We start from the raw sequence: 13,387 nt of genomic DNA, 5'->3' as shown, positions 1-13,387 counted from the left end.
CGCCATACCCAGAACATGGGAACAGCAATCAAGATCTAACAGGCCTTAGATTACGCTCATCGTTAACATACGTAGTTCTAAGCTGAGGGTTTATGAACGACCCTCTTGCGCTTCGATTCTGCCGTGATTCCATGGTAGCCGGAGGTGCTGCCATCGCTGGCCTGTTCTGGCTGACGAAGGCACAGATCGAGCGGATCTCGCGCTACTTCCCGCTCTCGCATGGTGTGCCACGGGGTGGACGACCAGCGGGTCGTCGGCGGCATCATCCACGTCATCCGCAACGGCCTTCGCTGGCGCGATGCGCCTGCCGAGTACGGCCCCCACAAGACGCGGTCCAACCGCTTCATCCGCTGGAGCCGCATGGGCGTCTTCAACCGCATCTTCGCGGAGCTGGCCGGACGCAAAGGGGAGCCAGACCGTCTGATGATTGAAGCCACGCACCTCCAGGCCCACTGCACAGCAGGCAGCTTGCTCAAAAAGGCGCTGTTCCCCCCCGTATTGGGCGCACCAAGGGCGGCCTGAACTCCAAGTTCCACGTCGTCCGGATGGGCAGGGCCGTCCAATGGTCATGCTGCTGTCTGAAGGGCAGGTGAGCGACCAGAAGGGCACAGCGCTGATGCTTGCCACCTTGCCGCCCGCCCGCGTTCTGATCGGCGACAAGGGCTATGACAGCAACCGCTTCCGCCAAGCCTTGACTGCTCGCAGCATCGAGCCCTGCGTTCCGTAACGCCGTGGTCGCATGCAACGAATCCCGCACGACAGGAAGCTCTACCGCCAGCGGCACCGTATCAAGAACATGTTTGGCAGACTCAAGGACTGGCCTCGCATCGCCATGCGCTATGACCGCTGCGCCCACACCTTCATGTCTGCCATCTGCCTCGCCGCCACCGCCCTCTTCTGGATCAATGAGCCCTGAGCCTAACTTACTCAGGGGCACCCATCCATTCAGAGGAGGATCACAGATAATCTCTCGTGCGCATAACGCTGTTCCGTGTGCTTGCCCATGCGTCGAAGTTCTGAATATCGCCCAGCGCCTTCATTGCACGTTCGGGATGAGTGATGAACTCGATGAATGGCCAAGTGGTGTCTAGCGGCCAAGGCTCGAAACCTGCGGACCGACAGATTTCGCGGAAGCGGCTGCCGAATTCCTCCACACCGCGCGTGATCTCACGTGCTGCATTCTGCATGCTGGTAACCTTGCCGCGGCCTCTATCGGTCACGGTCGACACAGTGCCGTCCGGCTGAACATCATAGCCAATGACGGCATCGTGGGGCGCTGAGAAAAGTAGCTCTGCGGCAACACGATTGGCATAGATGCGGTCGAGCAGGTCAGACGATACAGTCTGCTCCGACACCATCGCTTTCATGTTCAGGTATACCTGCCGCCGCAAACGTTCGGGGGAGTTTACGAGGCAGAAGTAATATCCTGTGACGCTGACCTCGACTATTCCGGACAAAGCTTTCTCGAAAGCGTTTTGAGTGGTGCCGCTCCAGCCGATGTCTACAAGGCCTAGCCGCATCCCCGGCTTGATCTGAAGCTTGCGCAGATAATGGAACAGGCCGCGCCGGTTACGCCGGCAGACCTCGAGGATTCTCCAGCGAAGAGCGCGCAGCAATGTGCGCATCTGCGGCATGGTGCTGTCCTGGATCTTGACATCGCGGCCCAGTCCTAGGTCGTCGAGAAGGCAATCTGCCGGCGCCACTACCCCGATTCGCTCGAATACCTCGAAAGGCGAGAGGCCGTGGGACCCGCTGAGGAGGAAATCGAGATGGGCATCGAAGTTGTGCTCGTTGATGGCTGCGAGCGTAAAGGCAGTCCTAGACCCCTCGAAATACGTGGAGGCTGGCAGGGCGCCTGCTTCCTCCTGTCGCACAAGATGGTCCAGCACATAACCATCGCGAGACATGAAAAGCAGGAGGTCTATTCCGTCTGCGGAGGCATGCTGCTTGATCCATTGCAGGAAGCCGAAGGCGGCCGGCCCACCATAGGAGAAGCCGAGTTCATGGAAGGAGCCCGGCTTGATGTCCGCATCGTGGATCTTAGAGAGGGCTCCGGCAAGGGAGGCAGAGGGAGAAGAAGGCTGCGTCGAGCGGGACGGTCGTGTGGTCCTATAGTGGAATACCTTCATCCCACTCTCCAGGGCTTTCGCCACATCCGAGTGTGGGTTGTCGCCGATATGGAGGAGCGAAGCCGGTTCGACCCCTAATTCCTCCGATACGATGCGGAAGAGTTCACCATGGTCGCGCTTGGTCGCATTGCGGTCGGAGGAGATGAACATTGGCACGGGCGGAACGCCATGCCGCTGGAAGAGGTCCAGGAAGAAAGCGGACGGCATATACATGTCAGAGGTAATCACGACCTGCCGCTGCTGTTCCACAAGTTCGCGAAACAGCCCGATCATCTCCGGATTGGGTAAGGTCAGCGCGAGTTCAAGGTCGTACTCGGCTTGCTTGAGCGCGGCGGCCCGGACAGGCAAGCCCTCCAGGAAGCTGTAGATGCCGTCGAGGGTGATTTCCCTGCGCCCCTCATCCGCCATCTGCACGAAGGCATGCTGCTGGGCGGCGCGCCGCAAGGCGCGGAAGTCGGGTATGCCGAACTTCTCGCCGAGCATGTCGAATGCGTCCTCAGGGTCCTGCAGAGGTCGGACAAACAAGGTGTCAAAGACATCAAACGATATTGCGCGTGCCTCGGCAACGCTCTGCAGCAGCGCCGGGGTAACATGGTCTGGCTGGAAGAGCTTGCTTGCTGTTGTCGCGGACATGATGCTCGTCTGGATCTGAGATGAAAGGGGGGGGATCAGGCGGTTGCTAGGGCAAAGTGTACGCTGCTCGGATGCAGGTTGGGATTATGGAACGGGTCCCGCATAAAGTAGTGAGGAGACAGCCGATAGAGAAGTTCCATGTCCCTCATGCAGCGTGCCCGCTTCTCCGGCGTCAGTTCATCCGCTCCGCGGGTGAGCGACTCATGGTGGGTGAGTTCGACCGCCGGGCAGACTACGTTATAGTAACCATGATCTACTAGGTCGAAGCAGAGCTTCACGTCGTTGTAGGCAATTGGAAGTTTCTCGTTGAAGCCGCCGACCGCCTCAAACTTGCGCCGCTCAACCATTAGGCAGGCGCCGGTGACGGCCAGCCAGTTCCACTCTAGCAGATTGCGCATGAAGTAGCCGGGGCTGTCGGCATCCTCTCGCAGGAGGGCATGCGCCGGACCGGTGTCGAGGTTGAGCACCCCGTTGTGCTGGACACTCCGTGAGTTGGGATAAAGGAGCTTGGCTCCCACCGCGCCCACATGGTCCAACTGAGCGTATCCAGCCATACGCTCAAGCCAGTCAGGTGAGAGAACCTCCGTATCGTCATTGAGAAACAGAAGGATATCTCCCTGTGAATGACGAACACCAATATTGTTGAGCTCGGAGTAATTGAACGGTTGATTGTGAGGAATGACGCGAATGCCGTCTTGTGCGGAGAAATAACGGAGCGTGCGGACGGCATCGACGTGGGTCGATCCGTTATCCATGATGATGATTTCGAAGTTTCGATAGCTAGACAAATCCTGGATGGACTCTACGCAGCGCCTGAGGACGGCCGCATTGTTCTTGCTGGGAATGATGATAGAGATCAGCGGGGTCCCGACCACATCGTAACGAATTCGAAAATAGCCAGGCACCTGCGAAACAGGCTCTACCACGCCTTGCAGGTTACGCCGCTTCAATGCCGCTTCTCTCGCACTTCGCGATGCTTCAATGGCGTACGGCTTGGCGTTCAGGTCCGATGCCACAGACGCGGGAATGATCCTCCAGTGATAGAGGACTTTGGGGATATGCGAGATACGGTTGGTGTGTTCGACCAAGCGAAGTACGAAATCATAGTCCTGGCTTCCGTCGAACTCTTTCCGAAGGCCACCAACCTTCTCGAGCAATGAGCGCCGTACGCACATGACGTGGCAGGTAAACATTGTGCTCATCATCGTATCCGGAGACCAATCCGGCTTGAAGAACGGCTGCGTGAAGCTTCCGTCCGTCGCGATCTTGTCTTCGTCGCTGTAGATGAAGTCAGGATCGTCGCGCTCGATGCAGAGCGCAAGCTCGTAGAGGCAATCTACGGTCAGCTCGTCGTCGTGGTCCAGGAACACGACATATTCACCCTGAGCGGCGTTGAGCCCAATATTCGTTGTATCCGAAATCCCACGGTTCTTGTCAGAAAAGATTGTCCGAATACGTGGGTCTTGCAATGCAGAAAGGGTTGTGCGAACCGCATCATTGGGGCTTGCATCGTCGACAAAAATAAGCTCCCAGGACGAGTACCACTGCGCCTTTACCGAGGCGACCAGTCGTGCGAGCAGGTCGAGAGGCGTATTGTAGACCGGAACCACGATGGAGAAAAGCACGGAGTGCGTCAGTTGCCGGACCCGTCTCTCAAGATCGTCCGGCTGGCGTGGCGGAATGTAGGTATATCCCCCGGTAGGAGGCTGGAAGCGATAGGTTCCGGAAGCACTCGCCAACTGCACGTCTGTGTGGGGTTGGCCTGACTGCGGGGCAGGCACGAAGGCGATCTCCTTCACTGTCAGCGGCGCTTCCTGCACCGTCAGCTGCGCCTCTATTGCCTGCATAGGCTCCGGCTGGGCCACGCTGATGCCGCCCAGCCGCCGCGCCTTCAAAAAGCGCAAGCGCTCAGGCATCCGGTGAGGGGTCGACGCCCACCAAAGCGCCTTGGCGAAACGGCGCGCGCTGATACGCACACCATCGGGCATGCTCGACAATCTACGGCGCAGGGGACCTGTTGCTCGCCAGAACGTGCTGTGCTCCATCAACGCAAGCTGCTGAGCAAGATTCGTGCGTTCCTCGGAGAGCAGTGCGATCTCGTGCTGCAAATGTGACAAGCTGTGATCAACATCCTGCTTGCTGCGCGCGAGCTCCTCCGCCCGCTGCGTCTGCTGGAGCAGGACGTTGGACTGGTTGCGAAGCTTGCGATCCCGTTCTGCGAGGTCATGTCGCAGTTGGGCGATGCCACGCTCCACGGCTTCCTGGGCTTGGCTCCGGTGACGTAATTCACGCCGCTCCTTGTCGAGCTCAGATTCGAGCGTCTGGCGCTCTGCCTCTACGGCGGCGAGCTTAGCATGAAGAGCCTGACGCTCAGCCTCGATGGCAGCCGCAGCCTCCCTCTCGGCCGCGGCGATTTGGCGGAGGCCCTCAATCTGTGAAGTCAAGGAAGCAAGCTCCTGCCGGAGGCCAGAAACCTCTTCGGCCGCAGGATCGGCTCGCTGCTGAGAAAGCGTGCTGATCTCCTGCTGGAGATTGCCGATATGCACGTCACGATGCCCTATTTCCTGGCGGGCGTGCTCGAGGACGGCTTGGCGCGACACAGCGGCGCCGAGGCGGGAGTAGGCGGCGCGCAGGGCCACGGCTTCCCCCAGGCTGCTGCTCAGGAGGGGTTGGATCGCTTCTGGAAGCGCCTTTCCCAGTCCAAGGACTCCAAGGCCGTGGCAGTGGAAGAACTCGAAGGAAGGATACTGAACGGAAAGCTCATTCCAGAGCTGCCACACCCCAAAATTCCGCTCCCGCACATTGGTATCATGGAAGAGGACCACCGCGCGGTCCGACAGCTTTGGCCTCCAAGTCGTGAAGTCCTCTAGCACATCTTCGTAAGTATGGCGGCCATCGATATGCAGGAGATCGATTTCTCCATTGGGAAAGTAAGATAAAGCATCATTGAACCGCGAGCGCACTAGCCTGGAAAAGGTGGCGTAGTTCTCTTCGTTGACCATGTGGAGCGCCGCGAAGACCTCATTGCCATAGAATCCTGCATGCTCGTCCCCCTCCCATGTATCGATAGCGAAACATCTTGTGGGTAAATCGAGTTGTTGTACCGCTTGGCAGAACGTCAGGTAAGAAAATCCGGCATGTGTGCCGAGTTCAACAAACATCTTGGGGCGAAGTGCTTCCATAAGCCAGAAAGCAAAAGGCGCATGCTCTAGCCAAGCTGAAGTAACCAGATGTCGCGGCATCCAGAAGGAGGAGGGCGTAAGGCATCGTAGGGTTTCGTTTAACAACTTGCTAATCCTTACTTCGATCTGGAATTTCTAGGATCTTCTAATGGGTGATTTTTCCTTCTTTGTAGGCGAAAACGTCCTTTTCGTCGATGGCTGTTAATTTATACTTACCCTATTGACGCCTTCTGGCAAGGAAATGCGCTGGAAGGACGTCGGCATATGAGCACGAGGTCCTCGATGCGCGGGATGACGAAATCGACGGTGCGGGTGGCGCGCGAGGCATAGGCCGTCAGGCGCCAGACCTTTCCGTCCTATAGCAGCCGGACCTCACGGCATGACTTCGCCCAGGCCAAGCCTTTCGCGCTCCTGGTGCTGCACCATTTCCTACGCACCGATCACAGCGGCTTCATGATCCTGGTGGCCGAGTGACAGGAGTTCCAAAAAAGTCTAGGGGCTCCGGAAGGTGCCGCACTACTGCACCGTTAATAGACTTAGGACTCATTGATCCAGAAGAGGATGAGTGGTGGCGAGGCAGATGGCGGACATGAAGGTGTGAGCGCAGCGGTCATAGCGCATGGCAATGCGGCGCCAGTCCTTGAGCCTGCCGAACATGTTTCGATGCTGATCGGCCCCCACCGGGCGGTCCGCTGCGAATGTTAGTTGAGCGTTGACCTGGGCGCTATGACTTGTGTGGTTGGCAAGGCCGACCGGCGTCGCGCCGCGGCCACACCGCGAAGCTGGGTAGGACGACCTCTGGCGCAGGCGGCCTGAAACCGAGCGATGCATGCGGACGTACGGTGTTGTAGTGCCGACGCCAGCTTTCGATCACCACCTCGGCTTCGCGCAGGCTGTAGAAGATCTCGCCGCCCAGCAGTTCTTCGCGCAGGCGCGCGTTGAACGACTCCACATACCCATTCTCCCATGGACTGCTCGGCGCGATGTAGGCCGTCTTGGCTCCGACCGCCGTGATCCAGCTCCGCACCGCCTTGGCCACGAACTCTGGGCCATTGTCTGAGCGGATATGGGCGGGCACGCCGCGCAGGATGAACAGGTCGGACAGAACATCGATGACGTCTACCGCCTTGAGCCTGCGCCCCGCCCGGATGGCCAAGCACTCGTGGGTGAACTCGTCGAAGACGTTGAGCATCCTGAACTTGCGCCTGTCGTGGGTACGGCCCTCGACGAAGTCGTAGCTCCAGACGTGGTCGCGCCGCTCCGGGCGCAGCCGGATACAGGAGCCGTCGGCCAGCCATAGCCGCCCGCGCTTCGACTGGCGCGGCGGCACCTTCAGTCCCTCGCGCCGCCAGATCCGCTCCACCCGCTTGTCGTTCACCAGCCAGCCGGCATCTCGCAGCAGGGCTGTGACCTTGCAGTAGCCATAGCGGCCATACTGCCGCGCCAGCTTCATGATGTCGGTCGTGAGCCGCTCTTCGTCGTTGCGGCCCCGCGGCGCCTTGCGTTGCGTCGAGCGGTGCTGGCCGAGCGCCGCGCAGGCGCGGCGCTCGGAGACGGATAGCGTACAACACACATGCTTAACGCAGGCGCGCGGGGCTCAGTAGTTTCCCCGGGCAGCCTCCGCCAGGATCTGCTTGTCGAGCGTCAGGTCCGCAATTGCCTTGCGAAGCCGGGCATTCTCCGTCTCCAGGTCTTTTAGCCGCTTCACCTGGTCCGACTTCAAACCTCTGAACTACCGCCGCCAGCGATAGTAGGTGACCTCCGTCACCCCAATGGCCCGGATCGCCTCCGCCACCGACTGCCCTGCGAGACCAGGACATCCACCTGCCGCAGCTTGGCCACGCCCTCCTCAGGCCGGTGCTTCTTCCTCGCCATCTCCGTCCTCCTCCAACTTGAAGCCGTACTTCAAGGCGGACCACTTCGCAGGTTGAGGATCAGTCTGGTGACATCCCGCCAGTTCGGCCCGACCATATCGTTCCGGCCAGAGAGCATCAACCTGGCAATGCCCCGGCCGTCAGCAGAAGCGCGTTGCGCGCTGGGGCGACGACTCTGTTCACGAAACCCGCGCAGCAATGGGCACTTCGAGGTGTCCAGTTGTGCAGGCGAACGGAATTACGTCCTGGTGAGCTGAGGTCATGGGGCGGTCAGTCACCCATGGCCGCAGCTGAGGCACCTTCGGCCATGGTCCGGCGGGCCGCCTGCATGTCTTCCAGAGTGCCGAAAGCATTCATGTAGTGGCCTGTGAAGCCTGTGGCTTCGATGCGGCGAAACATGTCCGGGAAATCCAGGTCGCCTTGCCCGGGTGGCAAGTGGATCTCCGTGCCGTTGCGGAAGCAGTCCGCCAGCCGCACCTCCTTCACCCGGTGCCAGGGGATGGCATCAACAAAGCCGGGTATGCCCTCCGGCAGAAGATGAGCATGGTTGGCGGTGAATGACAGCGCGAAGGCCGGGCTGTCGATCCTGTCGTAGTAGTAGGTCCATTCCTCCATGGTATGGGCAAGGTAATGGACCTCGGCATCTGCCGGTTCCTTGTTCAAGTTCTCCAGCAGGAGCCTGGCACCTTTGCGCTCGGCATAACCCACCATGCGCTTGAGGCGTTCCAACCCTGCCTCCATGCGCGGCTTGACATCAGCGGAGAAGTGGTACCCCGCGTGAACCACGATCCAATGGGCACCAAGCTTCGGGAAGATGTCGATATATCCCTTCAGATAGTCATCCACCGCTTCTGACAGGATCGGCGAGTATTCCGCGACATTGACCGCCGAAAGGGTGTGGAGGCCGAGATGGATACCGTGCCGCTCGCAGGCGTCCCGAACAGAGGCGGCGCGGGCATCATCGAAGCGGGTGAAGGCGTTCTCGCCGTAGTCCAACTGGATGTCGATGTAGCGCACCGCGTTGCGGGCGGCCCAGGCGATGCCGTCCTCGAGCTTCGCCCGGCGCCCGATATCGACGCCGATGCGGTCATACAGGCTTTCCGTTGTGGTCATCTTCCCTCCCTCATTGCTCCGGCCCGGGCGGTTGCCCTTGCCATGATTCGCTGGGTTGCCCTGGTTCGTTGTTCTTATGGGCATCCTCACCCGGTCAGGTGCTCCCACCTGACCGGGATCTCCTCTAGCGGCCCTGGAACTGCGGCGGCCGCTTCTCCATGAAGGCGCGGCGGCCCTCCCTGTAATCCTCGCTGTCGAAGCAATCCTGGTAGAGGCGGTCGCAACGCGCCTCATCTGGCTGGCCCTTCAGGGACTCCGCAATGATGTGCTTGGAGGCGCGGATCGTCAGGGGCGCGTTGGCGGCTATGCCCCGGGCGATTTCCGTCACATGAGCTTCCAGCGCGGCGGACGACACCACCCGGTTCACCAGCCCCATCTCGTAAGCCTCCGCCGCGCTGAAGCGGCGGCCGGTGAAGAAAATCTCCTTGGCGAAGGCCGGGCCGACAATCTGCGCCAGCTTGCGCACCCCATCCAGCTCGTATCCGACTCCGAGCTTCGCGGCCGGCACCGCAAAATCGGCATCCTCGGTGCAGATGCGCAGGTCGCAGGAGAGCGCGATCGCCAGGCCACCGCCGATGCAGTGGCCGCGGATCATGGCGATGCTCGGCTTGTCCATCTGCCGCAGCAGGTCATGCACCCGCTGGTTGCGCGCGCGATGCTCCGCGATCTGCTCCGCCGTGGTGCGCGACTCCTCGAAGCGGGAGATATCGGAGCCGGAGGCGAAGGCGCGGTCGCCGGCGCCGGTCAGCACGATGCAGCGCACCGCCGCATCGGCCTCGAACTCGGCCAGCGTGTCGCCCAGCGCCTGCCACATCTCGGGTGAGAGCGCGTTGCGGCGCGGCAGGTTGTCGATGGTGATCCAGCCGACGCCATCTTCCCGGCGGTGCTGGATGCGGCCGGCGGGGGCGGGAACAGGGGTGTCCGGCATGGCTCAGACCACCTGCCGGCCGCGCAGGTCGGCGATCTGCTCGGGCGTGTAGCCAAGCCCGGCCAGAATGGACTCGGTATGCTCGCCGTGCCTCGGAGGATGGCTGACGATGCTGCTGGGCGTCCGGCTCAACGTCATGGGCTGCGCGACATAGCCCACAGGGTCATTGCTGCCGCCATTCAGATAGGCCGCGATGCCAAGATGCCTCACCTGCTCATCGGCGAAGACCTGATCGATGCTGTTGATCGGCCCGCAGGGCACGCCGGCCTCGTTCAGCCTGGCGACCCAATTGGCACTGGTATCACCGCGCGTCACCGCCGAGATCTCCTCGTTCAGGACGTCGCGGTTCTGGCTGCGCGCGGCGGCGGCGGCATAGCGCGGGTCTTCCAGCCATTCGGGGTGGCCAAGCGCCATGGCGAAGCGCTGCCAGATCCGCTGGCCCGTGGCCGCGATGTTCATGTAGCCGTCGGCTGTGGGAAAGACGCCCGTGGGGATGCTGGTGGGGTGGTTGTTGCCCGCCTGCTTCGGCACCTCGCCGGCCTGCAGCCAGCGGGCCGCCTGGAAGTCCAGCATGAAGATCTGGGCCTGCAGCAAGGATGTCTGCACCCACTGCCCCTTGCCCGATATCTCCCGCTCCAGCAGCGCCACCAGGACCCCTTGCGCGGCGAAGATACCGGCGCAGAGATCGGCGATGGGAATGCCCACGCGCATGGGCCCCTGCCCCGGCTGCCCGGTGATGGACATCAGCCCGCCCATGCCCTGGGCGATCTGGTCGAAGCCCGGACGCCCCGCATAGGGCCCATCCTGCCCGAAACCGGAGATCGAGGCATAGACCAGCCGCGGATTGATCTCCGCCAGGCTCTCATAGCCGATGCCGAGGCGGTCCTTCACATCTGGGCGGAAATTCTCCACCACCACATCGGCCTGCCGGACCATCTCCTGGAAGATCGCGACGCCCTCCGCGCTCTTCAGGTTCAGGGTCATGCTCTGCTTGTTGCGGTGCAGGTTCTGGAAGTCCGGCCCCTGGCGCGGCCCGCCCATCGGGTCTCCCTCATCCAGGCCTTCCGGCATCTCGATCTTGATGACCTTCGCGCCCCAATCTGCGAACTGCCGCACACAGGTAGGGCCGGATCGGACACGGGTGAGGTCGAGTACAGTGTAGCGCGAGAGCGCCGTGGCAGGCTGCGGCATGGCGTTTCCTCCGTTTGTCCAGTAAGGCTACGATTGTTCCCGGCAACTGTCGACAGTTTACATCATTCAGTTGACAGGCTTGCATGACGAGGCGCAACCTCGCCGCATGTCTGCTCCTCTTTCCACGCCGCTCGACATTGTCCGCACCCGCTCCCTCGCCTCCCTGGTGGGACAGGAGATTGAACAGCTCATCCTCTCCGGGGAGATCGCGCCGGGGGAACGACTCAACGAGCAGTTGCTCGCCGCCCGGCTCGGTGTCAGCCGTGGCCCGGTGCGGGAGGCCGTGCGTGGGCTGGAACGGTCAGGCCTGATCGTGGCCGTGGTGAACCAGGGCTCCTATGTGCGGAAGATCAGCGTCGAGGAAGCGCTGGATGTGTTCGACATCCGCGTCGCCCTGACCAGTCATGCGGCGGAACGGGCCGCCGAGCGCGCGACCCCCGCCCTGCTGGCGCCCATGGAGGCGCTGCTGAAACAGCTGACGCAGGCGGAGCAGAACGAGGATGCGGCGGGCTATTACGCGCTGAACCTGCAGTTTCACGCCGCATTGTTCGAGGTGGCCGGCAATGCACGCGCCGCGCGGATCTACGCGGACCTCGGCAAGGAACTGCACCTGTTCCGCCGCCGCGTGCTGCTGCAGCCGGAGAATATGCGCCAGTCCAACGCGGAACACGCCGCCATCCTGCAGGCGCTGCGCGCCAGGGACGGCGCGGCGGCGCAGGCCGCCGGAGAGGCGCATATCAAGGGCGGCCGACAACGCTTCGCCGCGAGCTGCCCAAAAGATCCAGCAAGGCCGCAGCAAGCGGCCACGGGAGGAAACCATGACAAACGGAAAGCTGACTGGCCGCCCACCTGAGACACCTGATTCCCTGATCCGACCGGGCGGCGCCACCCTGGGCCGGCGCGGCCTGCTGGTGGCGACCGGCCTGGGCGTGCTGGCCGCGCCCCGTATCCTGCGCGCCGAGATCGCCGCCTTCGGCTCGCGCCCCATCGAGGTCGTGACGCATTCCGGCGTTGGCGGCGGCACCGACATCACCGCACGCATGGTGATGGTGCATGCCCCGGCAGAGCTGGGCACCGAGCTCATCGTTGTGAACAAGACGGGCGGCAGCGGCGCGGCGGCCCTGGCCTATGCGGCGCAGCGGCCGAAGGACGGCCACACGCTGCTGCTGATGACGCAGACGCACCTGATCACCATGCTGCGCAACCGCACCGCCACCCAGATCGACGATTTGGTCGGCGTCGCCCGCGCCACGGAGGACCCGCAGATCGTCATGGTGCGGGCGGACAGCCCCTTGCGCTCGGCCGACGAGTTCCTGTCCGTCGGCAAGAGCCGCGCACTGAAGTTCGGCATCACTCATGTCGGCAGCGTCGATCACGTGGCGACAATGGCCTTCGCCAAGGCGGCCGGCATCCGCCCGGCCACGGCGGTGCCCTTCCGCGGCGGCGGCGACATCGTGGTCAATCTGGTCGGCGGCAACATCGATGTCGGATTGCTGAACTATGCGGAGGCGGAGGCGCAGATCCGCGCCGGCGAGGTGCGCCCGCTGATGGTTCTGGCGAATGAACGGGTCAGCGCCCTGCCGGACACGCCGACGGCGAAGGAGCAGCGGATCGACTATGCTTCCGCCACCACACGCGGCTTCGCGGTGATGAAGGGCACGCCGGAAGACCGCATCGCCAAGCTGGAACAAGGGCTGCTGAAGGCCATGGCCAGCCCGACCTACACCACATACCTGAAGAATTCCGGCCAAGCCAGCACCAGCGCCGCCGGGCGCGCGACGTGGCACGCGCAGCTCGTCGCCTTCTCCAACGACAGCCGCCAGGCGCTGGCCGATCTGGGCGTCACGCAATGAGCGGCGGCCTGGCATCGTGGCTCGGCCGTGACCGACTCGTAGCCCTGGGGGCGGCGTGCATTGCCGCCCTGGCCCTGGCCTATACCTTCACCTTCGACACGGTGCCGGCGGCACTGATGGAAGGCATGGGCGCCGCCGAGTTCCCGCAACTGATCTGCGTCGTCATCCTGCTGCTGTCCGTCTGCCTGTTCTTTGCCCGCCCGGCACGCGGAGATGCCGAAGCCTTGCCGCCGGTGCATGCCTGCACCTGGTGGACCCTCGGGCTGTGCCTCGCCTTCTTCGGCGTGCTGGCTTTGGCCGGCATGCTGGCCGCCATGTTCCTCTTCCCCATTGCCGCGGGGCTGGCCTGGGGGGAACGGCGGCTGCACGTGCTGGTGCCCAGCGCGGCCATCATGACGCTGCTGATCTGGCTGCTTTTTGTCCGCGTCTTCCAGTTCACCCTGCCGGGCGGCCTGCTCGGCGACGCGCTGTTCGGCTAAGGGGG

At 62.4% G+C, this 13,387-nt stretch carries 8 protein-coding genes and 3 pseudogenes; 4 read left to right on the top strand and 7 right to left on the bottom strand.

The genetic code is table 11. From position 1 onward, the window contains the following. Window positions 1–152: 152 nt before the first annotated feature. Window positions 153–916 (top strand): annotated as a pseudogene (locus IBL25_RS08720) (IS5 family transposase). A 40-nt stretch (window positions 917–956) separates the two neighbouring features. Here the strand turns inward: IBL25_RS08720 and IBL25_RS08715 are convergent. From IBL25_RS08715 to IBL25_RS08685, 7 genes and pseudogenes are all read right to left on the bottom strand, one after another. Beyond that, a complete protein-coding gene (locus IBL25_RS08715) occupies window positions 957–2,762 on the bottom strand; it encodes an HAD family hydrolase (RefSeq protein WP_187778159.1) in 1,806 nt (601 codons plus the stop codon). A 35-nt stretch (window positions 2,763–2,797) separates the two neighbouring features. Continuing rightward, window positions 2,798–5,923, bottom strand: a complete 3,126-nt coding sequence (locus tag IBL25_RS26685; RefSeq protein WP_202986727.1) for a glycosyltransferase — start codon at window positions 5,921–5,923, stop codon at window positions 2,798–2,800. Between the two features lie 557 nt (window positions 5,924–6,480). Continuing rightward, window positions 6,481–6,601, bottom strand: a pseudogene (locus tag IBL25_RS26680) (IS5/IS1182 family transposase); the annotation flags it as partial. A gap of 47 nt (window positions 6,602–6,648) precedes the next feature. Then, window positions 6,649–7,819, bottom strand: a pseudogene (locus IBL25_RS08700) (IS3 family transposase); the annotation flags it as partial. 269 nt (window positions 7,820–8,088) lie between these two features. Then, on the bottom strand, window positions 8,089–9,039 hold the full coding sequence (locus tag IBL25_RS08695; RefSeq protein ID WP_367615581.1) for a sugar phosphate isomerase/epimerase family protein: 951 nt from the start codon (window positions 9,037–9,039) through the stop codon (window positions 8,089–8,091). A gap of 16 nt (window positions 9,040–9,055) precedes the next feature. Then, on the bottom strand, window positions 9,056–9,859 hold the full coding sequence (locus tag IBL25_RS08690) for an enoyl-CoA hydratase (RefSeq protein ID WP_187778158.1): 804 nt from the start codon (window positions 9,857–9,859) through the stop codon (window positions 9,056–9,058). 3 nt (window positions 9,860–9,862) lie between these two features. After that, window positions 9,863–11,050 carry a CaiB/BaiF CoA transferase family protein gene (locus IBL25_RS08685; protein ID WP_187778157.1) on the bottom strand — a complete coding sequence of 396 codons (1,188 nt, stop codon included), beginning with the start codon at window positions 11,048–11,050 and terminating at the stop codon, window positions 9,863–9,865. 106 nt (window positions 11,051–11,156) lie between these two features. Between IBL25_RS08685 and IBL25_RS08680 the strand changes: the two genes are divergently transcribed. From IBL25_RS08680 to IBL25_RS08670, 3 genes are read left to right on the top strand one after another with little or no spacing between them, the layout of a single operon-like run. After that, window positions 11,157–11,903 carry a GntR family transcriptional regulator gene (locus tag IBL25_RS08680; RefSeq protein ID WP_187778156.1) on the top strand — a complete coding sequence of 249 codons (747 nt, stop codon included), beginning with the start codon at window positions 11,157–11,159 and terminating at the stop codon, window positions 11,901–11,903. After that, window positions 11,869–12,903 carry a Bug family tripartite tricarboxylate transporter substrate binding protein gene (locus tag IBL25_RS08675; protein WP_187778155.1) on the top strand — a complete coding sequence of 345 codons (1,035 nt, stop codon included), beginning with the start codon at window positions 11,869–11,871 and terminating at the stop codon, window positions 12,901–12,903. Before IBL25_RS08680 ends, IBL25_RS08675 begins: the two co-directional genes overlap by 35 nt. After that, complete coding sequence (locus IBL25_RS08670) at window positions 12,900–13,382, top strand: tripartite tricarboxylate transporter TctB family protein (RefSeq protein ID WP_187778154.1); 483 nt, start codon at window positions 12,900–12,902, stop codon at window positions 13,380–13,382. The genes IBL25_RS08675 and IBL25_RS08670 overlap by 4 nt, the downstream gene beginning before the upstream one ends. The last annotated feature ends 5 nt before the right edge of the window (window positions 13,383–13,387 follow it).

This window comes from Pseudoroseomonas ludipueritiae, assembly GCF_014490445.1.
In the GTDB taxonomy this organism is placed as follows: Bacteria; Pseudomonadota; Alphaproteobacteria; order Acetobacterales; family Acetobacteraceae; genus Pseudoroseomonas; species Pseudoroseomonas ludipueritiae.
Note: the sequence above shows the minus strand (reverse complement) of the source record. Positions and strands in the feature narration are given on the sequence as shown.